Raw genomic sequence first — 25,682 nt, 5'->3', positions numbered from 1 at the left:
ATGTACGTTCTCGCAACCGCCGGCCACGTCGATCACGGGAAGTCCACCCTGGTCAACGCCCTGACCGGGATGGAACCGGACCGCTGGGCAGAGGAGAGGAAACGGGGTCTGACGATCGACCTCGGCTTCGCCTGGACGACGCTGCCGTCCGGGCGGGAGCTCGCCTTCGTCGACGTTCCTGGGCATGAGAAGTTCCTCGCGAACATGCTCGCAGGCGTCGGCCCGGCCCCCATCGTGTGCCTCGTCGTCGCAGCGGACAAGGGGTGGCAGGCCCAGTCGAGTGACCACCGGGACGCGATCACCGCGCTGGGCATCACCCGCGGCCTCGTCGTCATCACCCGCGCGGACCTCGCCCCCGAGTCGCTCCCAGCGACAGAGGCCCAGGTCAGAGCCGAACTGCGGGGCACACCGCTGGCTGATGCTCCGGTGCTCACCGTCTCCGCGACCACCGGGGACGGTCTCGACGAACTCGTCGCGACGCTCGATGCTGTCACCGCCGAGGCTCCTGCCCCCGACTCCGAGGCCCGACTGCGGCTGTGGGTCGATCGCGCCTTCACGATCAAGGGCGCCGGCACCGTGGTCACCGGCACGCTCACGGCCGGAACCCTGCACACCGGTGATCGTCTGCGCCTCGTCGGGGAGACCTCGGACGAGGCGACGGCCGTCCGCGGTCTGCAGAGCCGGAACTCCTCCGCCGAGGTGGTCGTCCCCAGTGCCCGTGTCGCCGTGAATCTTCGTGACGTCGCAGCCGATGACATCCACCGCGGTGACGCTCTCATCAGTGACGATGCGTGGCCGATCGTCGAGGTCATCGACGTGCGCCGGACCATGGGCCAACTCCTCGATGAGGGCGTGCACGGGCTTATGCTCCACATCGGCACCGCCGCGGTCCCGGTGCACATGCGGCCCTTCGACGGCGACCACGCCCGCCTCACGCTCGAACGCCCGCTGCCGCTGCAGGTCACGGACCGGATCGTCCTGCGCAGCCCCGGCAGCCGCAACGTCTTCGCCGGAGTCGTCGTCCTCGACGTCGACCCACCCGAACTCAGCCGCCGAGGCGCCGGCACCAGACGAGTCCGTGAGCTGGAAGGTCGTCCGGAGACCGGGGATATCCTCGCCGAGGTGGCCCGCCGGGGAGCCGTCGAACGGGCCAGATTGGTGCGCTTCGGTCTGAGTGTGCCCGAGGACCTGTCTGACGCTGTGGTGAATGCGTCCGGGGGATGGCTCGTGCACCGGCCGACCCTCGAGAACTGGGTGGAAGCGGCCGCGTCCATCGTGAAGGCGAAGCTGGCGGCAGAGCCCTTGGCAGCTGGCGTCCCCGAGAAGGCATTGGCTGAAGAGCTGCGCCGCCTCGACCCTTCGCTGCCCGGTGATCATAATCGCGAACTCGTCGCCGCGATCGCCTCCCGCGCCGGCCTGGAGACAGTCAAGGGTATGGTCCGCCCTCCCGGGCATTCCGCGGATCTGGGCCCTGCCGAGGCGGGTGTCGCCGAAGTGGAACGACGCTTGGCGGCCAATCCCTTTGCCGCCCCCGAAGCTGATGACCTGCGAGAACTTCGTTTGGGTGTGCGGGAGCTTGCTGTCGCCGAGTCCGCGGGACGACTCCTGCGCCTCGGCGATGGTGTGGTCGTGTCACCACGGACACCCGCACAGGCGATGCGGCTGCTTGCGGGACTGGACCAGCCGTTCACGACGAGCGCTGCTCGTAAGGCTCTGGGCACCACGCGTCGCGTCGTCATACCCCTGCTCGAATACCTCGACGGTCGCGGTTGGACCCGCCGTATCGACAACACCTCACGCGAGGTTGTGAGGTAGGAGATCGGCGTCCTGAATGGAGTCTGACTCGCACCTGCGAGCGACCCGATGGGCAGACCGAGACCCGGGTCACGGGCGAGTTCGGGCGGCGCATGGTGCCGCAGAGCGGTCAGCGAATTCTGAGCTGATGCTCACGAATCCCTCCCGATTCGTTGCGGCGAGACGAAGCCACCTATGAGCCTCTCGGCATTGAACCGACTTCCTGTGTCCGACAGTGTGGTGTGAGGCGTTTACCGGAGCATCCCTGTGCCGAAAGCAGGAGACAGACGTGGACCGGACCTAACCAGGACGCCGTCAGGGCAGCTCGCCCGATCCAACAGGAAAGTGAGAACAGATGAAACGCGTGCGCACATTTGCGGTGACTGCACTGTCCGCTGCCGTCATCGCAGGGGGTCTCTCCCTGGCTGCGGCGACCTCGGCCTCGGCCGATCCGATCTCAGGAGCCGTCGACCAGCCGGGCGACAATGCCTCGGGCCCCGGTCAGGACCAGGGTGACGGCACGGCCGTGGGCATCGACGATCCGGACGAGCTCAGCTCCGAGCAGATCGACAATGCACGCACCATCATCGGCGTCGGCAAGGGCGCGGACCTGTCGGAGAAGGCCCAGACGATCGCCGTGATGACCGCACTGCAGGAGTCGAGCCTGCAGAGCCTCGACGGCGGGGACCGGGACTCCGTCGGAGCGTTCCAGCAGCGCCCCTCGATGAACTGGGGATCGGCCAAGCAGGTGGAGGATCCCGTCTTCGCGTCGAAGTCGTTCTATGGAGTCAATCCCGACAGCCCCAACCCGGGCCTCACTCAGATCGACAACTGGGAGACCATCGACCCGGGCCAGGCCGCGCAGGACGTGCAGTCCTCGGCCTACCCTGACGAGTACGCGAAGTGGGAACCGCTGGCAGCTCAGCTCGTCGACGAGAACCAGGACGTCGACGATATCAAGTGAGGTCGTCGGCTGGGGAGTCGGCGATGATCGACCTCATCGCCGATGCAGTCAGGCCGCGCCACTGATCACGAGGTGGGTTTGCCGGTAGCGGGGCGCCTCGCAGTCGGGCGAGGGCCACCTCGAGGATCGCCGAGTGGTCGGGGAAAGCCTCGAGCGCACGCCTTCCGGCGGCCTCCTTGCTGATGATCTCCCCGGTCAGAAGGGTGTGGTGCATTCGCGCCGGCCCGACCAGGCACCACTCCACAGTTCCCGCTGATAGGCGGCGTCGGCCACTGTGGGCGCTGTCAGCCAGCGGTGCCCAATACTCGCGGAGGTTGCGGGCCACCCAGCTGCGGAGTTCACCGGGCTCCGGGTCGAGACCCCAGTCCGAGACAGGGCCGCCGCGGATGGAGATGCCTCCGTCGACGAGTTCCTTCCAGATCACCGGATTGACGTCGAAAGCACCGTGAGAGTCGAAGACCTCGCCGACGTGGGACGCGACCGGTCGGATCTGGGTGACTGGATGCGCGACCTCGGACTCCCAGATGAAGACGGTGTTGCAGCAGGCGCTGAACCCCATACCGCGGGCAGCACGGGCAGTCAGACGAGGCACCTGCGACAGGTGCAGAAGCCGCAGGCGTGCCATGAGGCTTCGGTGACCCTTCCACTCATCGCTGAGGACGGCGATGACATCGATATCGCTGCGGCCCGGTCGGTAGGCATCAAGGGCGATGGAACCACCGACTGCGCATGCGGTGACCGCACCCGGCAACAGTTGGTCGGCGCTTCGCAGATAAGCACCGACCGCGTATGCGACGTCCTTGGGCAACGTTGGGTCCATGGAGCAAGGCTACTTCCGAATTCCGAGTTTGATCTCGGGACAAGGAGTGTTCAACTGCCGTTGAGAACGCATTCGTTGAAACCCACCACCTGACTCCGAAAGGGTGGAGCGTGAGCGAGACCACAGACCGACCCGTACCTCTCGCTCGCAATCATAGGAGAGTCAGAACAGATGAAACTCAAGCGTGCATTCGCAGTGACAACTCTTTCAGCAATCCTCATCGCCGGTGGTGCCTCGATGGCGACCGCCGCATCAGCGCAGCCGAACTCCCCAGCACCCGAGGCAGCTCCATTCACCAGCAAGGCGCTCGACGGCGGCAAGGTCCCCAGCACCCAGGACTCCACGGCACTCAGCCAGGTCCAGATCGACAATGCACGCATCATCATCGCCGTCGGCAAGGGTGCTGACCTTTCGACCGAGGCCCAGAAGATCGCCGTCATGACGGCACTGCAGGAGTCGAGTCTGCTCAACCTCGACGGCGGCGACCGTGATTCTGCCGGCCTGTTCCAGCAGCGCCCCTCGGTGAGCTGGGGAACTTTGGCCCAGGTGACGGACCCTGTCTACGCATCGAAGGCCTTCTACGGAGTCAATCCTCTGTGCCCGAATCCAGGACTCCTCCAGATCCAGGGATGGGACTCGATGACCCCAGGACAAGCCGCTCAGGCCGTCCAAGGATCGGCCTACCCGGACGCATACGACAAGTGGGAGACGCTCGCTGCCCAGCTCGTCGCCGATAACCAGGATGTCGACGCGATCATCTGAGCGACACCCGCGCACTGAAACGACAACGACACAGCGATTCAGACACAGCGATTCAGCCACGTTGAGAAAGGGAAGATCTCATGAAGGTGACACGCACACTCGCAAGCACTGCACTGACCGTCGGACTCGTTGCCGGCGGCACCGCCCTGGTCAGCGCCCCTGCGCAGGCAGCCCCGGAAGCCGGATCGCATAACCAGGTCCGCAATCAGCAGAGTCAGAACCAGCAGAGTCAGAACCAGCAGGGCCAGACGCAGCAGACCGAGGATGAAGCACGCGACGAGATCATCGATCGTGCACAGACCTGGGTCGACCAGCAGGTCCCCTACGACATGACCGGCTATCACCCCGACCCACAGGGCAACGAATACCGTACCGACTGCTCCGGCTTCGTCTCCATGGCCTGGGGACTCGACGCCAGCGAGAACACGGTGACCCTGCCCGACTTCGCCGAGACCATCGACAAAGAAGACCTCAAGCCAGGCGACGTCCTCATGAAGGGCGGCCCTGGCACAGAGGGCGCCAACGGGCACGTCGCCATCTTCAACGGGTGGGCCAACGACGAGCACACCGCCTACTACGGCATCGAAGAAGGCGGCTCGACCGGAACCGTGGCTCGAGAGATCTCCTACCCCTACGACCAGGACGACGCGTTCGTGCCCTACCGCCTGAAAGGCCTGTGACGAGCGCTCACCCCAGCGCGCCGGCCGCCAGCCGTCGCACCACCTCGGTGAGGTGATGGAGTCCGGAGACGAGGTCCTCGTCCTTCGTGAATTCCTGCAGGCTGTGGGAGACCCCGCCGACGCTGGGCACGAAGAGCATGACCGTGGGCACGGTGTCCTTCATGTTCGTCGAGTCGTGGCCGGCCACGGTCATCACCCTCGCCGAGGTGAGTCCCAGGTCCTCGGCCGCTGACCGTGCCAGCTCGACCCCGTCCTCGGAGTACGGGTTCTGATCCCAGCTGTGTTCGGCGACGATCTCGATGTCGACCCCGACCTCCTCGCGGACCCGGGCGACCGTGGACATGAGGGAGTCATGGGCGGCGGCGATCACCTCGGCGCTGGGGGAGCGCAGGTCGAGGAGCAGCCCGACCTCACTCGCGACGACGACGGGGGAGTTCGGGTAGACGTTGAGCTCACCGCACGCGGTGTGCAGCGCACCCGCATCGAAATCGTCGACGAGGTCACGGGCGGCCACGACCAGGCGGGCGGCACCGAGCAGCGCATCGCGGCGGTCACTCATCAGCGTCGAACCGCTGTGGGCCTGCTCCCCGGTGACGCGGAACTCATACTTGTGAGCGGCCCACGTGGCGTTGACGAGGCCGATCGTGACCCCGTCTTCTTCCATGCTGCGGCCCTGCTGGACGTGGATTTCGGCATAGGCCGCGATCTCCGGCGCGGTGAAGTCACCGCGTTCACCGATCGCGTCAAGTGCCTCGGCGACGGTGACACCTTGCGGGTCGGTCGTGGCCAGTGCGGCCTCGAGTTCGGCCTTGCCGGTGAAGACATTGCTGCCCATCATCGACGGTTTGAAGCGTGAGCCCTCTTCGTTGAACCAGTTGATGACGGCGAGGTTGTACTTCGCCTTCGACGGATCCGCACGCAGCTCATCGGCGACCGCGAAGCACGCGTGGGCCGAGGACATGACCCCGTAGGCACCATCGAATCGTCCGGCGGTGGGCTGCGAGTCCATGTGCGAGCCGGTGAGGACATACGGGGCGCCGGGGACGAGTTCGAGCAGCCCGAACTGGTTGCCGATCGCATCCCGGTGAACGCTGAACCCGTGCTTCTCCAACAGCTCGGCGAACCATTTCCGCTGCTCACCATCGGCCGCGCTCGCCGCCTGCCGGTCGACGCCGTTCGTGCCCTCGACGGCTCCGAAACGAGAGTGCACGGACCAGTCGGCGAGGAATTCGTCGTCAAGGTCAGCCCGCGTCGTCGCTGGTGAGGGAGCTGGATTAAGTGAGCTGGGTGTCTTAGAGTCTGGTGTCTGCGGGTGGGGAGTCTGCGTCATTGTTCGTCCTTTGCGAAGGTGTGGGGAAGGTCGTGGGAGTTCGAGGAATCGTCAGGCCGAGATCTCGTCAGCGGACGGGGGCATGAGCTCGGAGTCGATGAGGACATGGACGAGTGCCGGGCCATCAGCGGCCAGTGCCCTGTCGAGGGCCGCCTCGAAGTCCTCGGTCTTCTCGACGCGTTCGCCGTGCCCGCCGAACGAGGACATCCAGGTCGCGAAGTCGGGATTGACCATGCGGGTGCCCGAGGGTCGGCCCGGATAGTGGTTGACCTGGTGCTGGACGATCGTGCCGTACACACCGTTGTCGACGACGATGACCAGCGGACTCGCCCCGTGGGCGAAGGCCGTGGCCAGCTCTTGGCCGTTCATGAAGAAGTCACCGTCACCGCAGACCGCGACCGCGCGACGCTCTGGGAAGACGAGCGAAGCCGCGACCGCACCGGGAACGGCCAGACCCATCGCACCGTTGCGGGCGCCGACGAGGCTCGCGGGCCGACGGTGTTGGATGAAGCGGTGGCCCCAGATCGTGGCATTGCCCGCCCCGTACGTCAGGACGGCTTCCCCGCCGAGGCGGTCGTCGAGGATTCCGAACGCCACCCTGAGATCGACGCCGGTGCGAGGGGCGGCGCCGGCCACCTCGGCGTCGGGACGGTGTGCGGCGACCTTGGACTGCACATCGGAACACGACGTCATCCACAAATCTGTGCGCTCGCCGCGCAGAGCAGCGGCATCGCTCGAGGTCAGCGCCGTGACGAAGCTGCGTGGGGAGGCCAGGATCTGCTGGTCGATGCGCCCGGCATGCTGCGTTGCCTCGGGATCGAGGCCGACGATGACGGTCTCCGCGTCGAAGCCGCGCGTGTAGCCGTCGCTGGCGACATCGGATCGGGTGGCACCGACGAACACGAGCAGGTCGGCGTCACCGTAACCGGCCGCCACCGCCTCGGCGCGGCCATAGCCCAACCAGCCGGCCCAGGCGGGGCCGGTGTGGGGAACGGCATCGTAGGCGCGCCAATCGCAGAAGACCGGAATTCCCGCCGAGGCGGCCAGGTCGAGCAGGTCGTGCCCGTGGCCCTCGTGCCAGCCGTCCCCACCGAGGACGAAGGCGGGCTTCGCGGCTGCGGCAATACGTGTGGTCAGCGACTGAAGATCCGCGTCCGAGGGCTGCGGTTCGGCAATCGGTGCAGGTTTCGTGTCCGGTGCCTCGGTCATGCGCACGAGGACATCCTCGGGCAGGCCGACGACCACGGGACCGGGGCGACCGGAGGCCGCGATGCGCATCGCCTCGGCGGTGAGATCACCGGCGCGATCCTCATCATCGACGATGATGACCTTCTTCGCCGTCGAGGAGAACCATTCGGCCAGGCTGAATTCTTGGAAGGACTCCCGAGCACGATCGGCGATGGGCACGAGGCCGACGAAGAGGACGAGCGCGGTGGCGTCCTGGTAGGCGGTGTGCACGGAGATCATCGCGTTCGCAGCACCCGGACCACGGGTGACCATGGCGATTCCGGGGCGGCCGGTCAGCCGCGATTCGGACAGCGCCATGAACCCGGCACCGCCCTCCTGGCGGCACACGACGGTCTCGATCGAGGAGTCGTAGAGTCCGTCGAGGACGTCGAGATAGGACTCACCGGGAACGGCGTAGACCCGCTCGATTCCGGCGTTCTCCAGGGTGTTGACGATGTGGTGACCGGCCGAACGGGACATGCGCGTGGGTCCTTTCACGAAGGTGAGTGCAGTTGCAGGTGCTGGTGGTGTTCGTGCTTGTGGTGAGGCGACGCTGTCGCGCGGGTGGTCGGCCGTACGCACGGTCGACCACCTCGGCGAGCATTGCTCAGTGCTTGAAGCCGGGCAGGTCGACGCTCAGACGTGGGGCGATGGCTCCGGCGAAGGCCGTGAACAGCGACAGGAAGGCCAGCATCGCCGCGGCCGGCCACCAATGATCGGACGCCGCAGCGACGAACCCGGTGGCGAGCAGCGGAATGAAGCCCGAGAGCATGCCGGCGACGTTCTGCGCCAGGGCGACACCCGTGTAGCGGGTGCTGGCGGGGAACAGGCCGGTCATCACGGTGCCCGATGCGGCGTAGGGCAGCGACAGCGTGCCGACGGCCAAGGTCATCGCGATGACGACGAGGACCGGATTGCCTGATGCGAACATGAGGAAGGCAGGAACGGAGACCACCGCCGAGGCGATTCCACCCCAGAGGATGACCTTGCTGGCCCCGTACTTCGTTCCGAGCGCGCCGCCCCAGATGAGGCAGAAGATCTCGACGGCGGCGGCGACCATGCTGCCCAACAGCAGAAGCGAATCGTCGTAGCCGAGGACGTTGACGCCGTACCAGACGCAGAACGCGGTCACGAGGTAGAAGCCGCCGACGCCGAGGAGAGCCGCCGCCATTCCGACGATGATCTGCTTCCAGCTGTCGCGGAAGGTGGTGCGCACGGGGCTCTTCTCGAGCTCGTCGGCTTCCTCGAGCTGACGGAAGACCGGTGACTCCTCGAGACGGCTGCGGATATAGACGGCGACGAGGAGGAGCGGGATTGCGACGAGGAACGGGATGCGCCAGCCCCAGGCGCTGAAGCTGTCCGCCGACAGGATCAGGGTCATGACGAAGAAGCCGCCGGAGGACAGGATCGTGCCGATGGGCGAGCCGATCTGCGGAATCGCGGCGTAGCGTGCACGCAGGTGAAGTGGGGCGTTCTCGACGACGAGGGTCATAGCGCCCGACCATTCGCCGCCGACGAACAGACCCTGCAGGATGCGCAGGAGCACGAGCAGCACCGGCGCTGCGAAGCCGATGGCGGCGTAGGTCGGCAGGGCACCGATGAGGCCGGTGACGATGCCGATTCCGACGATCGTGACCATGAGAACCTTGCGCCGGCCGACCTTGTCGCCGATGCGGCCGAAGATGAGACCGCCGATGGGACGTGCGGCGAGCCCGACGCCGAAGGTCGCGAAGGACGCCAGCGCAGCGGCGGTGGCATTCTCGCTGGTGAAGTACTGCACGTTGAAGACAAGGGCCGCAGCGGCACTGAAGAGGAAGAAGTCATACCATTCGAGCGCGGTGCCCAACAGGGCTCCGAGCGCGACCTTATTGGCATCCTTGATGCTGAGTTCATGCGTTGCGGAGTACTCCGCTGCAGCTGTGGGGTCGTTGTGACTCATGTGTCTCTCCATCGAGGGCAGGGCTGGGTCTTGTAACTTAGAACACTACAGAGTGATATCGCACGATTTCGAGCAATTTTTGCCCCGAGATCTCTGTCGCTGATTGTGCATCTGCACATAGTCTAGGACGATGCCTCCACATCACGAGAGACAGCTCAAGGATCAGCCCCTGCCGGGTGACCGGCGGCGCTGGATCGAGCTCCTCGACGCCCTGGATCTCGAGGAGCTCACCGACCGTTTCATGTCCCGAGTCGTCAGGGTGCCCGGCTACGATCCCGCCCCGATTCCGGTCTCGGAGCTGAAGCGGACAGGACTCATCTCATTCCAGTCGCTCGTCGAGGGGCTGCGCGCCGGCGGCTTCGACGGTCCGGTGGCGGTGTCCACGGAGGTCGGGGTCTCCCGTGCCCGCGCCGGGATTCCTCTGGAGGCCCTGATGACTGCGATCCGGCACGACTTCAACGTCCTGTGGGAGGCTCTGACCAGGGTTGCAACGCAGGATGATGCTGAACTCGTCATCCGCCACACCGGGATTGTGCTCTCCACCGTCGACGAATACGTCTCCCAGGTCCAGCAGGCCTACGCGGCAGAGCGGCAGCGGATGCGGGAAGAGGAGTCCTCGGTGAGGCAGGGACTCATTGCGGGACTGTTCGACGATCACAACCCCACGGATGAACGCCTGTCCACGATCGCCTCGGCGCTGGGCCTCGATCCAGACGGACCACTGCTCGTCGTGGCCGCACGCGGTGAGGACACCTCGGCGCTGCGGGTGCTCATCTCCGAACACGAGCGCGCGGGCGGGACCATGTTCACCCACCACCTCGCGATGTGCTCATCGCCTTCACTCGCTCTCCGGAGCTCTCAGGCTCACGATTGCAGGCGATCGCACATCGCCTCGCCGAGGCGCGGGTGGGCTTGGTCAAGGCACCCGGAATCGGATCCCTGCGTAGGTCAGCGCTGACCGCACGGGACCTGGCGCAGCTGCTCACCGCTGATGAGGTGGGGGCGATGACCTGGGAGCGCGGGTGGGCCAGACTGGCCGCACAGGCACTGAACGCCGCCGGGAACTCCATCGTCACCGACGTCGAGCGGGCGCTCGCCGTCTGCGGTGCGGCCGAGCGCGAACGTCTCGTCGAGGCGGTGCACACCTATCTGCGCTCGGGCAGCATCGCGGAGAGCGCTGCCGAGCTGTTCTGCCACCGCAATACCGTGGCCAACCGTCTGCGCCGATTCGCCGACCTGACCGGGGTGGACCCGATGATCCCCGCCGAGGCGGCCCGGCTGGTCGTCGGCTGGGCGTGAAGGTTGCTGGTCTGGGCTCTACCTCTGTACTTTTCGCGAGCGGGTGACGAGGTGTCCGGCTGATCGTCGCACCTCAGCCGAGGCGGTCGCGGAGGATGCCGAGGAATTCGTCGGCACGCTCGACCTGGCGGGCGAGTTTCTCCCGCCTGGCATCGGCGTCGTCGAGCAGCGCCAGCAGATTGCGCCGAGCCTCCTCCCGCTCCGCATCGGGGAAGTCGCCTTCCAGGATGTCGAGATGAGCCAGCAGTTCGCCCATCTCTGCGGTGGAGTAGCTCAGGGCCTTCATGCGGCGGATCGTCATCAGGCGCCGGAAGTCCTCGTCGGTGTAGACCCGGAAGCCGCCCTCGGTTCTGCCGGTGGCGGGGATGAGGCCGATGTCTTCATAATGGCGCAGCGTCCGTGAGGACAGGCCCGACTTCTCCGTCATCTCGCCGATGTGCATCCCTCGCGCCCTCTCGTCGCCTGTGATTCGTCACGTCTTTCTGCCATCCAGTTGCGGTATCGCTCTGGTTCCACCGTGCGGCCCAGCTGCGCGGCTCGTACCGCGCGGCAACCACCACACGATTCGGTTTGCACCAACTTTAACGCAACGTTAAGGTTGAGTTCGAACTCTGACGTGTCGTGAAGGTTCGTGACGGTCGGCAACCGTCAGTTCGCAGCCGATAGTTCGCTACCGACGGCCAGCAGCCGACGGCTCACACTCACCGCATCGTCTCCCATTCCTCCCTGTTCGTAGGAGAATCCTGTGTCCACCACCCTGCCCCCACACAGTGCACAGCACTCCGCGACGCCGGAAGAGCGCCAAAGTGTGCTCCGGACGCTGAAGCGGCCCGGGTGGCTCAAGACCGAGATTCTCGGCGGCCTCGTCGTCGGATTGGCGCTCATTCCGGAGGCGATCGCCTTCTCCGTCATCGCCGGGGTGGATCCGCGGGTCGGACTCTTCGCATCATTCACGATGGCAGTGACCGTGGCGATCCTCGGCGGACGTCCTGCCATGATCTCCGCGGCGACCGGCGCAGTCGCACTCGTCATCGCACCACTGGTGGCCTCGCACGGCACCGACTACTTCATCGCCACAGTCATCCTGGCCGGCGTGATCCAGGTGATTCTGGCGCTGGTCGGAGTGGCGCGCTTGATGCGTTTCATTCCGCGCCAGGTCATGGTCGGATTCGTCAACGCCCTGGCCATTCTCATCTTCATAGCCCAGGTGCCCGAACTCATCGGCGTCCCGTGGCTGGTCTACCCCCTGTGCCTGCTCGGCCTCATCATCGTCTTCGTCCTCCCGCGCTTCACCTCAATCGTGCCGGCACCACTGGTCGCCATCGTGGTCCTGACTGTTCTCGTTGTGACCTTCGCCTGGGACGTGCCGAATGTCGGGGACAAGGGTGAGCTGCCCGAGTCTCTGCCCAGCCTCTTCATTCCGCACGTGCCGCTGACCTTCGAGACGCTGCAGATCATCGCCCCGTACGCGCTGGCGATGGCCCTCGTCGGCCTGCTTGAATCCCTGATGACGGCCAAGCTCGTCGACGATGTCACCGACACCCGTTCGAACAAGACCCGTGAGTCCTGGGCGCAGGGTGTGGCCAATATCGTCACCGGTTTCTTCGGCGGCATGGGCGGCTGCGCGATGATCGGCCAGACCATGATCAATGTGAAGGCCTCGGGGGCTCGGACGCGGATCTCGACGTTCTTCGCCGGAGTCTTCCTGCTCATCCTCGTCGTCGTCCTCGGCGACATCGTCGCACTGATCCCCATGGCTGCACTGGTCGCCGTCATGATCTTCGTCTGCTGGGCAACCTTCGACTGGCACTCCATTCGCCCCAGCACTCTCAAGCGGATGCCGAAATCGGAGACCACGGTCATGCTGGTCACCGTCATCGCGACCGTCTGGACGAACAACCTGGCGATCGGCGTGATCCTCGGGGTGCTCGTAGCGATGGTCGCATTCGCCAATCGGGTGGCGCACTTCGTCAGCGTCAACCGCGAGATCGTCGACTCAGAGGGGAAGCCCAGCGCCCGCTACACCGTCGACGGCGAGCTGTTCTTCGCCTCCTCCAACGACCTGTACACGATGTTCGACTACGCCGAGGATCCCGATCACGTCGTCATCGACATGCACCAGTCCCACCTCTGGGACGCCTCGACGATCGCAGCCTTGGACTCCGTGACCGATAAGTACGAGCACTACGGCAAGCACGTCGAGATCGTCGGACTCAACGAGGCCAGCGCCAAAATGCGGGCCCGCCTCGGCGGTCAGAGTCCTTCGTAGCTCTGACCGTGCGGCCCCGTCAGAGCGATCGCCTCACCGTCGACGGCGAGGACGAATCGTCCGTCGGGTTCACCGGGCACCTGGCTGCCGATCTCGGGGAGGACCCCAGCACCCTCGTTGCTGATCCACACAACGTCGGAACGTGAGGCCATGAGCTCGGCGAACTGCTCGCGTTCGGCGGCTGGGACATAGGCGAGGACTGCGCTGTGGAAGACCACGACCTGAGTGTCGGCGGGGGCCTCGGCGATGAGGGATTCGATGGTCTCGAGCAGATCCCCGGCGACCAACCTCGGCGGGTCGGCGGCCGCGGTCTCTGCCGCAGCGGTCAGCCGGTCTCGTCGGGCATCATGTTCGGGCCAGATCAGTGACTGCAGCCATCTCCGCTGGTCAGCATCGGTGATGTCGAGTGGATTGAGGTCGATCCCGGCCCTCCATGCGACCTTGGGGAGGCGGTCTGGAGCCTCGGCGTTGACCAGTGCGCAGTCGAGTTTGACTTGGCTGGGGCCGGTGTCGGGGTGAAGGGTCACAGTCCCGGCATCGGTGCGGAAGCCGTAGCTGTAGCGATCCGGGAAGAGGCACAAGCCCGCCGAAGCCCCAGCCTCGATGAGAGAGATGGGCCCCTCGATCCGCGCCAATGCCGGCAGCAGCACCGCACACCTGCCGGCCTCGTTCGTCTGCGTCGACCGAGCGAGCATGAGATCCCGTGTCAGCTCCCAATGCTCGAGCAGCCAGGTCCGCAAGGTTGGGTAGTCACCCTCACCGGCGCCGAGGTGGCGGGCAGCTGCGAAGAGAAGGTTGGCCTGACGCTTCGGCTTGGGCAAGTCGAGGAGCAGCGCGATGATCTCGTCATCCTCGGCCACACCCGTGGCCCAAGCGGCGTAGATCGGAGAGGAACCGGTCGCCTCATACTGGGCGAACTTCCGGTAATAGTCGCGCAGGGGGTCGGCGTCGAGCTCGGTCATCGGCTGCATGGTGTCCTCCTTGTGGGCCCTGGATCAATCCTAGGTCCCGCAGTCGTGACGACTGCGCACTCACCCCGGCCCCACCTCGGCGAGGGTGGTCTTTGGATTGCCTTTTGACGGGTCTGCGTCCCGGTATTCGGTACTTTGGGGCCGATCTTTAGGAACCTGAACAAAAGCTGATGTACTGTGTGTCAGTAGCGTGCCGAGAGCCGTAATCCCGGCTTCAGCCTGATCGAGGGAGATCACATGTCATCCGAGGTGAACCCACCTGTGAGCCAACAACCGCCGAGTGACTCCGCGATGGAGAAACGGACCCTGAGAAAGGTCACGGTGCGGTTGATTCCGTTCATCATCGCGATGTACTTCATCAACTACCTCGACCGCACCAATCTCGGCATCGCGGGCCCGGGTGGCATGAACGAAGACCTCGCGATGACCGCCACCCAGTTCGGGTTCGCGGCCGGCATCTTCTTCTTCGGCTACCTCCTCCTCGAGGTGCCCTCGAACCTCGCGCTGCACAAGTTCGGCGCTCGGATCTGGCTCGCGAGAATTCTCATCAGCTGGGGCCTTGTGGCAGCGGCGATGGCGTTCGTGCCCAGTCACGGATGGCTCTACTTCCTGCGGTTCCTCCTCGGTGTCGCCGAGGCGGGATTCTTCCCGGGTGTCATCCTCTACCTCACCTACTGGTTCCCTTCATCAATGCGCGCACGGGCCACCGCGCTGTTCATGCTCGCGATCCCGATGTCCAGCGTCATCGGCTCCCCACTGTCCTCGTGGCTGATCTCGAGCGGCAATTCGATCTTCGAGAACTTCGCCGGCTGGCGCTTCATGTTCATCGTCGAGGGCGTGCCCGCGGTCCTGCTCGGCATCATGTGCATCTTCTACCTCACCGATCACCCCCGCGATGCCAAATGGCTCTCGGCTGAGGAGCGGAACTGGCTGCAGTCGAAGATGGACGCCGAGGAGAAGGGCAAGTCCGAGACTTTCCACTACCCGGTCCGCCGCTCCCTGCTCCAGCCTCGTGTGTGGGCGCTGTCCTTCGTCTACTTCGGCATGGTCTACGGCCTCTACGCGATGAGCTTCTTCCTGCCGACCATCATCTCCGGCTTCCAGGAGACCTTCGGCGTCGAATACTCGATCGTCGAGATCGGCTTCATCACGGCCATTCCCTATGTCTTCGGTGCCTTCGCTATGTACTTCTGGTCCCGGCATGGGGACAGGACCAATGAGCGCGTCTGGCACGTCGCGATTCCGCTCTTCATCGGCGGCGTCACGATCCCGATTGCCTTGTACCTGAGCTCGCCGTTCACCACGATGATCGCGGTGACCATCACCTGCATGGCCATCTGCGCGGCCCTTCCGACCTTCTGGCCCCTGCCGCAGACCTTCCTCGCCGGTGCCGGAGCCGCGGCAGGTCTCGCGCTGATCAATTCGCTGGGCAACTCCGCCGGATTCTTCGCTCCCTACATCACCGGCGGACTCGCCGAGCTCACCGGAACCCAGAACGCAGGCATGTGGGTCGTCGGCGCCGCCATGGTCGCCGCCGGAATCGTCACCCTCATCCTCAAGTCCGCTCCCGCGCCGGATAAGGTGAATCCGGAGATGACGAAGTAGGGCCGAATGGGCTCGATCGTCACAAGCAGACAGTCGCCGAGGCGGTCGTGACCACCCCGGCAGTTCCGTTCGGAAGGATGTCATGACAGTACAGAACCAGACCAGTGTGGGACCGGCCGAACTCGAAGCGCTGGCGGCGCGGTTGGGTGAAGGGGCGCTGACGACGGATCCCGACGTCATCGAGGCCCACGCCCGTGACGAGGCGCTGTTCTGCCCCCACGAAGGGGCGATCGCTCTGGTCAGGGCCACCTCGGCGGCCGATGTTCAGGAAGTCATGCGCTTCGCCAGTGAGTATGGAGTGCCCGTCGTCCCGCAGGGTGCCCGCTCGGGGATCTCGGGTGGAGCGAACGGCTCACCTGGGGCGATCCTGCTCAACGTCTCGCGGATGAAGGACGTCGTGTCCGTCAACGAGGCCGAACGACTCGTCACCGTCCAGCCCGGAATCATCAACCAGGACCTCAAGGATCATCTCGCACCCTTCGGACTGTCCTACCCGCCCGATCCGGGGTCGGTCGCGCTGTCATCGATCGGTGGGAACATCGCCACCAATGCGGGCGGCCTGTGCTGCGTTAAGTATGGCGTGACCAGGGATTATGTTCGCAGCCTCACCGTTGTTCTGGCCGATGGCACGCTGACGAAGCTGGGCCCGCAAACAGCGAAGGGCGTGGCCGGACTCGACATGCGCCACCTGTTCGTCGGCTCCGAAGGCACGTTGGGCATCGTCGTCGAGGCGACCCTGCGCCTGATTCCGAAGCTGCCCGACCCATTCACCGCGGTCGCGACCTTCCCCGACGAGCGCTCCGGCCTGCAGACGGTTGCGGACTTCATGGGTGCAGGCGGCGTGCCGAGCCTCATGGAATTCCTCGATTCCTCCAGCCTGAAGATGCTCAACGAATTCGGTGACTTCGGCCTCGACGGCGACGCGGGCTCGATGCTCATCATGCAGGTCGACCAGAATCCTGCGGATTCGCAGGCAGTCATGGCCCAATTCGCCGAGGTAGCCGAAGCCTGCGGTGCACTCGACGTTGCGTACTCCGACGATCCGACCGACTCGGCCGCGCTCATCGCTGCACGACGGATGATCCAGCCCGCGTATGAGAAGTTCGCCAATGGTCATGGGGGAGGGCAGCTGCTCGACGATGTGTGCCTGCCGCGCACGGCGATGCCCGAGTTCTGCGACCGGTTGAAAGAGCTGCAGGAATCCTCGGGGCTGATGATCGCACTGGTGGCTCATGCCGGCGACGGCAATACGCACCCGTCTGTGTTCTTCGATGCCAGCGATGCGGAGCAGACCGCGCAGGCGCAGGAGATCTTCGGCGAGATCATGCGCATCGGCCTTGAGCTGGGCGGCACGATCACCGGTGAGCATGGAGTCGGCTTCCTCAAGCGCGACTGGTTGAACAATGAACTCGACGAGGGTTCGAAGCGGATCCAGATCGCTGTGAAGAATGCCCTGGACCCCCAGGGGATCCTCAACCCCGGAAAGATGCTCAGCGCGTTCTGAGGGGTTGGGTCAGGGCTGGCGTGCTGGCGTTGAGGTGGCTGTGGCCGGGGATAGTCGGCGTCTGAGGCGTTAGACCTCCGGGGCAGTAGACGTGTGGCTTCGAGAGCCGCGACATTGTGGTTTCACAATGTCGCGGCTTTTTTGTGTGCACATTTTTGTGGAACTCCGGCTGTCGGGGAAGAGGTGTCTGCGAGCGTGTTCGTGCTGCTCTCTGACCTGGGGCGTTGCGAACATCCCAAGATTTATGGGCCATCAATAGGTACAAGAATCAAATCATGATCGAACAAGATTCGAAAAAGAAGGTGCAAATGGTCAAAATAAATGTATAATTGAAAGAAGAGCAACGACGATGTTGGCGAATGGACTTCAGTACCATGACTCTCACCCCCGACCGCACCCCAGGAAACCCGGAAAAGCGTGACCCACGCTCCGATTCCAGTGATGCCGCCACGGGTGCAGAGGATGCTTCGGGCGAGTCTTCTTCTGACGATGCGCTCACGTTGTTCGACCAGCTCAAAGACTCCAACCTCGACCTCACCGGCCACCCCCTCGCAAAAACCTTCGAAGCACTCGCGCCTGTACCCACCGGTGAACCCGATACGGCGAACGAGGCCGTAGAGCCAACAGCCGAGGGTGCGGAATCCACCGATGATGACGAGACCGACGACGTTCATGAAGCGGTGCCCGACGATGAAAGTACTCCAAGTCCTCACCCGCTTCTCTCGAGCGAGGAATGGACAGACCTCTCACGCTTCGCTCCCGAAGTCACGACCAGCCTCACCGCACTCAGTGGACTCAAGGACGGGCTGCGGACCTTCGACCGATTGATGGGTCCCGATGATGCGATCACACTCATCGACGGACTCGAAGCCCTCCACCGAGTCAACGAAGCACTATCCACCCTGGCATTGGCAGTATGTGAACGAGTGGGAACACCGACTGACTATGGTGCTAAAACAACGAAGGCACTCATCCAAGACAGGTTGAACATCACCAGCCGCGAAGCCAACCGCCGCACCGACATGGCCAAAAACCTCGGCGGACGGGTGACTCTGACAGGGCAGCCACAAGCACCACTGTTTCCCACGGTCGCTGATGCCTTCAACGAAGGCCGACTCTCCGCCGATCAGGCCACGGTCATCAAGGACTGCTTGAAGAAACTACCCACCTGGACCACCCAAGCCAATCGCGACTATGCCGAAACAACACTCGTGGAGAAAGCACCAAGTGTGCGGGTCCATGACCTGCGTGCGATCTTCGCTCGGATCCTGGCCCATATTGATCCCGATGGTCAAGAACCCATCGATGCCACAGACCGGTCCATGTACAAGGTCACCATGCATGCCCGTGACAACGGTGACTGGGAACTTGCCGGTCTCCTCGACCCTGTCACGGGCGGGCAACTCAACGGGCTGCTGACAGCGCGAACCAAAATCGCTAACAACAACACCAGCAACAGCAGCGACAACAGCGCATCGGATGTGAGCGAGTCGGGTGTCTTAGAAGACGGCACCCTCGTCGACATGACCGGGCAGAGGTTGAGTGCTCAGGAGTGGATTTACGAACGCTTCGCGACTCTCATCTCCAGGATCGACATGACTCGTACCGGCCAAGGCGCCCAATACGCGTTAGTCGTCACCGCGAAGGCCGAAGACCTCGCGAACGGAACCGGTACCGGCACCACAGGTACTGAGAACCCGGTCCCGATCAGCGAACTGGCTCGCAATGGCCTCAACGGGGCGGTGTTCTTCGAACTCATTTCGGAGAAGGCGAAGACGATGCAGGTCGTGACGGAGAATCGGTTCGCGAATGCGAAACAGATCGCGGTCCTGACAGCACGTGATCAAGGATGTACGTTCCCGGGATGTGATGCACCGCCGGGATGGTGCGATGCCCACCATATTGTTGAGTGGGCACAAGAAGGTCGAACGGATGTCAATAATATGACGTTGAGTTGTTCTGCCCATCACCACCTTCTGGACAGATCGGACTGGGAGACAGTGATGCTCAAAGACGGTAGACCCGCGTGGGTACCTCCGGCATCGATTGATCCGGCGAGGCGGCCGATATTGCATGCGAGGTTCGTGGCTCAAGAAGTCATCGACACACTCTTCGACGATTGAGAGTGCGGCCTCGTGGCGACATCATCGCGCAACAGCATTTGTATGCGCCTGCATCACCGTTCCTTGCTTCAGTCCCGAGCGACGGCGTCGTCGCTTGCAAGTTCACGAAGGGCAGAGATCGCACCGTCGATGACATCCTGTTGGGGATACCCCGGATCGCTGAGGGCGTGGACATAGCGGATCGTCCTCGAAGTGAACAGGGCGCAGCTGATCAGCCCTCGGCCTTGCCCTGACGCCAGTAGCCCATGAAGGCGATCTGATGACGATCGACTCCGACCTCCTGGACAAGATAGCGACGCAGGCGTTTGACGGGTCCGGCCTCGCCAGCGATCCAGGCATAGAACGGGCGGGTATGTTTATCGGTGCCACTCGAGCTGCCCTGAGCAGCCTGCGTCAGTGCAGTCGGGACGTCCCACAGGATCTGTTCGTCGATGTTGACGTCGTCGAGCTCAACGGGCGTCGTCCCCGCGGTGCCCGCACCCACCTTGGCGAGTACTCGGCTCTCGACTCGGACAGCGTCACGGACGGCCGGCTCGAGCAGTTGACCATGGTCAGCGTCATCACGGGGCAGCCACTGGATCTCAAACCCTGCGGGAGCATCCAACTCAAGAACATCCTCGGCGCTGGGGACCTCGAGAATTGCCTTTCCCTGCACCTCGGCGCCCTTGAGCGACTCAAGGATCGAGGCGATCGCGGGCACCGCGGTCTCATCGCCGGCGAGGAGGATGGTGTCGGCATCTGCCGGCGCGAACTCGATCCCGGCAGTAGGCCCTTCGGCACGGCGAGACGGGCCGATGATGTGCAGACTGTGACCGACCTCGGCGTTCTGTGCCCAGGCGGCAGCGGGACCCGAGCGGCCCTGATCATCGGTGTGGAGGACCATGTCGACGACGAGCTCGCAGGCGTCCTCGCGCCATTCACGAACCGTGTAGGTGCGCATTTCACCGCGTACACCCGGATCGAGCTGCAACCATGCCTGATACCAAGAAACACCAGAATCGGGGTCCTGCTCATCGAGGAAGCGGATGAGGTCGAACTCAGGCTTCGGCGCTCCGGCCGAGGGGATGATGAGTTTGAACCGCAGGTCACGCGGGTGGCCGCTGCATCCGAAGTCCTTGAGGCCCTCGCCGCCGAAGGTGACGCGGCGGAATACGGGACTGAGATCTTCGATGCCGATGACGGTGGCCTCGAAGGCGGTGATGGGTGCTTGTGGCACAGATGCTCCTTCGTTCCTCGTCGTGCCGGGGAACTCGTGGCGGCCGCTTGCGGGGAGAAGCTCTCTGCAAGCGATGTGGTGCAACGTTCATGCACAAGTCTACGTTAAGTTGGTAAGGGTAGCCTGTCCAAATTGTGCGACGGAGATTCCGAGGGTCGCCAGAGCGCTGCTCGTTGAAGCTCTGGTGCGCGCCAGGGGAGTGGTCAGCCCCGGGTTGAGGCCACAGATAGGATCAATTCGTTGAGTCCTTCGGCACCGCGCAGAATCGGAGTCTGTTCCCATGACCTCTCAATCACAGCCTGAGATTGAATTCGATGCTGCCGATCCGGTCGTCCGGTCCCTGGCATCCGGCGAACCGACTACCTGGATGCGCAGTGATCTCGACCCCGCAGCCGAGGTGCTTCAGAGTATGGCCGCGAATTTCGACGCCAATGTGGATCGGTCGGCCAGTGGGGACCTCGAAGCCGGTGTGGATCGCCAGGCCGGGGTGGACCCCGACCTCATGGACCGGGCCGCACAGCGTTTCGACCGCTTCGCCCCGTGGTTCGCCGACACGTTCCCAGAGACCGCGGCTGCTGGCGGACTCATTGAGTCACCCCTCGTCCCAGCGGATGTCGTACAAAGAGATCTCAACAAGCGCCTCGGCGCCGTGCTGCCCGGCAGGCTGTGGCTCAAGCGCGATGATGCCCTTGCGATCAGCGGATCGATCAAGGCCCGTGGAGGTTTCCACGAGGTCCTCGAATACGCCGAGGCGGTCGCCGCCGAGCGTGGACTGGACCCGAACCAACCCTCCACCTACAGCTCCGAAGAATTTCGTGCGCACGCCGCAACTCACCGGATCGTCGTCGGATCCACCGGGAATCTGGGACTGTCCATCGGCATTCTCAGCGCCGCCTTCGGCTTCGCGGCCTCGGTGCACATGTCGGCCGACGCCCGCGAGTGGAAGAAGGAACTTCTGCGCAGCCACGGTGTCGACGTTATCGAACATGCCGGGGACTTTGTGGCAGCAGTGTCAGCCGGTCGAGCATCCGCCGCCGGCGCTCCACGCACTCACTTCGTCGATGACGAAGACTCGCGTAGTCTCTTCGCCGGGTACGCGGTGGCGGCTCTGCGTCTCAAAGACCAACTTGAGAATGCGCAAGTGATCGTCGACGCCGATCACCCTCTCGTCGTCTACCTGCCCTGCGGGATCGGCGGCGGACCAGGCGGAGTGACCTATGGCCTGAAGCGGGTCTTCGGCGACGATGTGCACTGCATCTTCGTGGAGCCCAGCCAAGCACCCGCAATGTTCCTCGGAGTGAGGACCGGCCTGCACAGCGAGATCTCGGTCCAGGACATCGGGCTGAGCGGAAGCACCGCAGCCGATGGTCTAGCCGTGGCGCGGCCTTCCCGCTTCATCGGTCCGGTGATCAGCCCCCTGATCACCGGATTCGCCACGGTCAGCGACGAGGTCATCAAGGCCGGCGTCGGTGTGCTCCACCAGTCCGAAGGACTCGATGTCGAGCCTTCGGCGACCGCAGGACTGACCGTTCCGTGGCGAACGATGGACCACCTCGGTGATGGTCAAGGTGAAGGGTGGAGTGCTGATGGGCAGGACAATGCCACTCATCTGGTGTGGGTGACGGGCGGTGCCATGGTGCCCACTGCTGATCGCGAACGGTACGTTGCAGAGGGCCTTGACCTATTGCACAGGCACAGCGCCTGATCAGAACCCGTACGGGTCGCCTTCGATGTTGATGACGACCTTGCCGTCGACGATCTCCGCGGTGCCGTCGACCGAGAATGTCACGGTGTCATCGAAGGTCTCCGATTCGTCGAAGTACGAGTCATATTTTCCGGTGAGGAACGCTTCGCCGGTCGACTCTGTCGAGATCGGCCAGGCTGGGCCGCCGTTGGGGCCAGTGGATTCTCCAGGGTCGAAATAGCCTTCGCCCGATGGATCGCCCACGGTGGCCGTCGGATACGAGGAGATTGACCATTTGAGGTTCGTCGCGTCGTAGCTTTCGGCGCTGTAGGAGCCGAACGGGCAGCCGTCGGGTTGGGCGACGGTCTTCTTGGCACAGCTGTCGATGAGGGTCTTGACCTGCTTGTTCACTTCAGTGCGGAATGCGTCGGTGGGCTGGGCCGCGAGCAGCGCCGGCTCGTACCCTTCTGAGTCGCCTTCCTCGGCGAAGAACGCTCGTGTCTCGATCTCGTCTGCAGAAACCAGGTCGGTCTCTTCCGACAGTCCGATGGTGTACATTCCCGGGAAAGCCGGAAGCGCGAGGCCAGATTGGCTGGTCTCGATATCGATGCCGTTGATCTTGACCTTGTTCAGTCCGGGAGTCTCGACGGAGAGGTAGAAGAGCTCGGGCGCCTGCAGCCTCCAGTCGTCGAAGAACAGAGCCTTCTTGCCCGCCTTGTGCAGCGAGAAGTTCGTCGTGCCCTTGCTTCCTCCTACGTCGTAGGTCGCGGTCACTGTCGCCGAGTTTCCGTTGATTTCGGCATCTTCGACGGTGACGTCCTTCGGCAGGGCCTTTGCGGCACTCAGGACGTCATTCGTCAGCAGCTGCCTCTGCTCGGAGGGTACGTCGACGTCGGCCATCTTCAAGGCTCCCTCGGCGTCGCCATCGGAGAGTTCGGAGAAGTACTTCTCAACGGCGGCTTCGGGGCTGAACGTGTTCCCGTTGACTTGCGTGACGACGATGAGTGCCGCGATGATCGCGAGAACCGCCGAGCCGCTGATTACGCCGACCAGAGTGGCCTTCTTCTTGTTGAAGGGTTGGGCCGGTGCTGTTCCGGGAGGTGGGGGCGAGCCAGCCACGGCATAGGCGCCGTTCGGGGAGCCGCCTGGGTGAGCAGGCATCGGATAGGTGGCGCCTGAGCTCGGGTAAGAGCCGGGATCTGCATGAGTCGGGGCGCCAGATTGCGGGACATTTGCATAGCCCGCAGAATCTGTTCCGGGAGTCGCGGCTGAACCCGGGGTTGGGGCAGACGGTCCTGGCTGAGCGCCAAACGCCGCACCTGCTGCACCGGCACCAGCTGCACCAGCCGCAGCGCCAGCGCCGGCAGCTGTCATACCGACTCCGGGGCCACGTCCAGCGACGGCATCTGGATGGATGAGGGGATGGCGCGGTTCGCTCATGCCCAGAGCCTGGCCCCAGTGCGGGTGGACGGCCCGTCCAGCGAAGAATTTCGCGATGGCTGGAATGGTCAGGACAAGCCGCGGGCCGAGGGTCCTCGACAGAACCTCGATGACAACGCCCCAGAGGGCGAAGAGGAGGAACGACCAGGCCAGAGGGCCGACGCCAGCGCGGGCGGTGCCGAACCCATCGAACATCGAGGCAGCTGCGGCAGATCCCTCGAGGTGGATGCGGAGGGGGACCGCCAGGACGGAAAGCAGTCCCCAGATGGCACAGAACGCCAAGGGAATCTTCCACGCGGTGGCCCATTGCTGCTTGTCCTCGCCGGGGATCGTCCAATAGGGACGGCGAGTCACGGTGGCGACAAGAGTTGCGACGAGAATGGCTGCGACGACCGCAAGCAGTCCGATCCACAGCTGCCCGGGTGCCTCACGGCTGAAGATAGTCAGTGATTCCGAGAACCCGCCGGAGTCGTAACCCATCATGTCGCCCTGGGCCGAGGCGCTGACTCCGCCGAGGTGGACAAGCAGGGTGAGGATCAGGCCCACGTTGATGAAGAGCGCTGGGATCGTCTGCCAGGGCATGTCGAAGGACAGCGGAATGATGAAGATTGCGACGACTGACAGGGCGAGTGTGGCCACGATGAGGTGGGTCCACGTCACGAGAATCGGCGGGACGAGCCACCGTAGGAAGGGGGCGCCGATGGCCTCGCTGCCCTTGAAGTGCCCGGCGATCCTTGCACAGATGCTGGTGATGAAGACGGCGAGCAGCGGCAGGAAGAAGGAACGGACGGTCACGGCGGAGAATTCGAGATCGATCATGCCGCCGCTTTCCGTGATGGAGAAGCGCGCCGCAAAGATCAGTTGGAGAAGAAGCAGGACGAGAGCCATGGACAAGGTCGTGATCCCGATGCGGATCCAGGTGACTCCGCGATTGGGTGACGGTGACTTCAACTCGCTGCGCTTCGTGAACCACCACAGCACACCGATGACGATGATGGTGATGAGCAGCGGTGCTCCCGAGGCGAAGAGGCTGCCCGACGCCTGCCCCATGTCTCCTGCCTGCACGCTGAAGCGGAAGACAGCCGAACCGAATAGGGACATTGCCAGCAGGACGAAGGGCAGCGCATAGCTGATTCCGTCGGTGTTGAAGCCGATCTCTTCAGCGAGAGCGGTGAAATCGCTCATCGAGGTGAGCAGCGCCGAGACGATGATCGAGACAATGATTCCGGCGAGCAGCGCCAGCCCCGGCGGGATCAGGGCGCTGCGCCATGTGGCCCCCTGTCCGAATGCCGACAGGTACTTCGCCGCAGACGGAGACATCTGGGACTGCGGGTACTGGGGAGGCTGCGGATAGGGAACTCCCTGAGGGTGACCGCCGAGGTGGCCGCCGGGCTGACTGCCCATGTGCCCACCTGGCTGGTTTCCCGGGTATCCACCTGGCTGGCTGCCGGGGTATCCACCTGGCTGGTTTCCCTGATACCCATTCGGCTGACTGCCCGAGTGAGAGTAGTACGAGTTCGGGTGGGGCGATCCCGTCCTCGGCTGTGGTGATCCGGCCTGCGGTTCTGAGCCATAGAGGTGGGACTGCTGCTGGTTGTTCTGGTTCCATCCGGGTGCGAATCGCGCTGTGGAATCAAGGTCGTCACTTTTCGAACCGGCCGTAGATCCGGAGGCAACAGTAGGTTCGGAGCCAGTGGCAGAAGCGTCCGCGTCTGACCCGGCCGCGGGAGAGGATTCGGGCTTCTTCGGGACGGGCGAATTCTCCGTGCTCTTCGGCTCCGTAGCGGGAGGGCTGCTCGACTCTTCCGCGGCTCCGTTGTCTTTGGCGTCGTGAGATGAGTCGCTCATGTCAGGTCCTTCATCCGGGTGGGTCTGCAGCGGTGCAGGCGAGGGGTCTGTAGATGGATATAAGTCAATGTGCGACTTTATATTCATTTTGTAGTGGCAATCCTATATTAGGATTGTGGCACCATCGAAGTTGTCTAAATTGACTTATTTCGCAAAGAAAGATCGAGAGTCGCTGATGAGTGAGAATCCCCCTCCGCCCGGGAGTGG

At 64.1% G+C, this 25,682-nt stretch carries 19 protein-coding genes; 11 read left to right on the top strand and 8 right to left on the bottom strand.

Annotated elements, in window-relative coordinates; genetic code table 11:
* Nucleotides 1-1,815, top strand: a complete 1,815-nt coding sequence (gene selB, locus CXR25_RS18245; protein ID WP_164514001.1) for a selenocysteine-specific translation elongation factor — start codon at nt 1-3, stop codon at nt 1,813-1,815.
* 334 nt (nt 1,816-2,149) lie between these two features.
* Nucleotides 2,150-2,758 (top strand): hypothetical protein, encoded by a 609-nt coding sequence (locus CXR25_RS18240; protein ID WP_096168422.1) that lies wholly within the window; start codon nt 2,150-2,152, stop codon nt 2,756-2,758.
* Here the strand turns inward: CXR25_RS18240 and CXR25_RS18235 are convergent.
* Nucleotides 2,751-3,578 (bottom strand): aminoglycoside adenylyltransferase domain-containing protein, encoded by an 828-nt coding sequence (locus CXR25_RS18235; protein ID WP_009882820.1) that lies wholly within the window; start codon nt 3,576-3,578, stop codon nt 2,751-2,753. The genes CXR25_RS18240 and CXR25_RS18235 overlap by 8 nt on opposite strands.
* 171 nt (nt 3,579-3,749) lie before the next feature.
* Here CXR25_RS18235 and CXR25_RS18230 point away from each other — a divergent pair, with 171 nt between their 5' ends.
* Together CXR25_RS18230 and CXR25_RS18225 are read left to right on the top strand one after the other, a co-directional pair.
* On the top strand, nt 3,750-4,340 hold the full coding sequence (locus CXR25_RS18230) for a hypothetical protein (RefSeq protein WP_009882821.1): 591 nt from the start codon (nt 3,750-3,752) through the stop codon (nt 4,338-4,340).
* 80 nt (nt 4,341-4,420) lie between these two features.
* A complete protein-coding gene (locus CXR25_RS18225; RefSeq protein ID WP_096146141.1) occupies nt 4,421-5,020 on the top strand; it encodes an NlpC/P60 family protein in 600 nt (199 codons plus the stop codon).
* 7 nt (nt 5,021-5,027) lie between these two features.
* Here CXR25_RS18225 and CXR25_RS18220 read toward each other — a convergent pair whose 3' ends face one another.
* The 3 genes from CXR25_RS18220 to CXR25_RS18210 all read right to left on the bottom strand — a co-directional run bounded on the left by CXR25_RS18220 (nt 5,028) and on the right by CXR25_RS18210 (nt 9,516).
* Nucleotides 5,028-6,350, bottom strand: coding sequence for a M20 family metallo-hydrolase (locus tag CXR25_RS18220; protein ID WP_096160175.1), 1,323 nt, complete (start codon nt 6,348-6,350; stop codon nt 5,028-5,030).
* Between the two features lie 51 nt (nt 6,351-6,401).
* Nucleotides 6,402-8,057, bottom strand: a complete 1,656-nt coding sequence (locus CXR25_RS18215; RefSeq protein ID WP_125240857.1) for a thiamine pyrophosphate-dependent enzyme — start codon at nt 8,055-8,057, stop codon at nt 6,402-6,404.
* A 127-nt stretch (nt 8,058-8,184) separates the two neighbouring features.
* Nucleotides 8,185-9,516, bottom strand: a complete 1,332-nt coding sequence (locus tag CXR25_RS18210; RefSeq protein WP_009882825.1) for an MFS transporter — start codon at nt 9,514-9,516, stop codon at nt 8,185-8,187.
* 130 nt (nt 9,517-9,646) lie between these two features.
* Between CXR25_RS18210 and CXR25_RS18205 the strand changes: the two genes are divergently transcribed.
* Together CXR25_RS18205 and CXR25_RS19080 are read left to right on the top strand one after the other, a co-directional pair.
* Entirely contained in the window at nt 9,647-10,474 is an 828-nt protein-coding gene (locus CXR25_RS18205; protein WP_240519988.1) for an RsbRD N-terminal domain-containing protein, read from the top strand.
* Nucleotides 10,429-10,815 (top strand): helix-turn-helix domain-containing protein, encoded by a 387-nt coding sequence (locus CXR25_RS19080; RefSeq protein ID WP_226823916.1) that lies wholly within the window; start codon nt 10,429-10,431, stop codon nt 10,813-10,815. Before CXR25_RS18205 ends, CXR25_RS19080 begins: the two co-directional genes overlap by 46 nt.
* A gap of 73 nt (nt 10,816-10,888) precedes the next feature.
* Here CXR25_RS19080 and CXR25_RS18200 read toward each other — a convergent pair whose 3' ends face one another.
* Nucleotides 10,889-11,257 (bottom strand): MerR family transcriptional regulator, encoded by a 369-nt coding sequence (locus tag CXR25_RS18200; protein WP_009882829.1) that lies wholly within the window; start codon nt 11,255-11,257, stop codon nt 10,889-10,891.
* Between the two features lie 303 nt (nt 11,258-11,560).
* Here CXR25_RS18200 and CXR25_RS18195 point away from each other — a divergent pair, with 303 nt between their 5' ends.
* Nucleotides 11,561-13,084 (top strand): SulP family inorganic anion transporter, encoded by a 1,524-nt coding sequence (locus tag CXR25_RS18195; RefSeq protein ID WP_240516226.1) that lies wholly within the window; start codon nt 11,561-11,563, stop codon nt 13,082-13,084.
* On the opposite strand, the gene CXR25_RS18190 is transcribed toward CXR25_RS18195, so the two are convergent.
* Complete coding sequence (locus CXR25_RS18190; RefSeq protein ID WP_096157804.1) at nt 13,069-14,055, bottom strand: DUF2332 domain-containing protein; 987 nt, start codon at nt 14,053-14,055, stop codon at nt 13,069-13,071. The genes CXR25_RS18195 and CXR25_RS18190 overlap by 16 nt on opposite strands.
* Nucleotides 14,056-14,316: 261 nt before the next feature.
* Between CXR25_RS18190 and CXR25_RS18185 the strand changes: the two genes are divergently transcribed.
* The 3 genes from CXR25_RS18185 (at nt 14,317) to CXR25_RS18175 (ending at nt 19,287) form a co-directional block, all read left to right on the top strand.
* Nucleotides 14,317-15,660 (top strand): MFS transporter, encoded by a 1,344-nt coding sequence (locus tag CXR25_RS18185; protein ID WP_236850559.1) that lies wholly within the window; start codon nt 14,317-14,319, stop codon nt 15,658-15,660.
* A gap of 82 nt (nt 15,661-15,742) precedes the next feature.
* Nucleotides 15,743-17,164, top strand: a complete 1,422-nt coding sequence (locus CXR25_RS18180; RefSeq protein ID WP_096168425.1) for an FAD-binding oxidoreductase — start codon at nt 15,743-15,745, stop codon at nt 17,162-17,164.
* Between the two features lie 374 nt (nt 17,165-17,538).
* Complete coding sequence (locus CXR25_RS18175; protein WP_241212356.1) at nt 17,539-19,287, top strand: HNH endonuclease signature motif containing protein; 1,749 nt, start codon at nt 17,539-17,541, stop codon at nt 19,285-19,287.
* A 211-nt stretch (nt 19,288-19,498) separates the two neighbouring features.
* Here CXR25_RS18175 and CXR25_RS18170 read toward each other — a convergent pair whose 3' ends face one another.
* Nucleotides 19,499-20,503, bottom strand: coding sequence for a siderophore-interacting protein (locus CXR25_RS18170; RefSeq protein ID WP_125240855.1), 1,005 nt, complete (start codon nt 20,501-20,503; stop codon nt 19,499-19,501).
* A gap of 280 nt (nt 20,504-20,783) precedes the next feature.
* On the opposite strand from CXR25_RS18170, the gene CXR25_RS18165 reads away from it, so the two are divergent.
* A complete protein-coding gene (locus CXR25_RS18165) occupies nt 20,784-22,208 on the top strand; it encodes a D-serine ammonia-lyase (RefSeq protein ID WP_125240854.1) in 1,425 nt (474 codons plus the stop codon).
* Here CXR25_RS18165 and CXR25_RS18160 read toward each other — a convergent pair whose 3' ends face one another.
* The gene (locus CXR25_RS18160) at nt 22,209-25,475 is read right to left on the bottom strand and encodes a zinc ribbon domain-containing protein (protein WP_241212355.1); all 3,267 of its coding nucleotides are present in this window, start codon (nt 25,473-25,475) and stop codon (nt 22,209-22,211) included.
* Nucleotides 25,476-25,682 lie beyond the last annotated feature (207 nt).

Origin of the sequence: Brevibacterium aurantiacum (assembly GCF_003932995.1) — a bacterium.
In the GTDB taxonomy this organism is placed as follows: domain Bacteria; phylum Actinomycetota; class Actinomycetes; order Actinomycetales; family Brevibacteriaceae; genus Brevibacterium; species Brevibacterium aurantiacum.
This window is presented reverse-complemented; position numbering and strand designations above follow the sequence as displayed.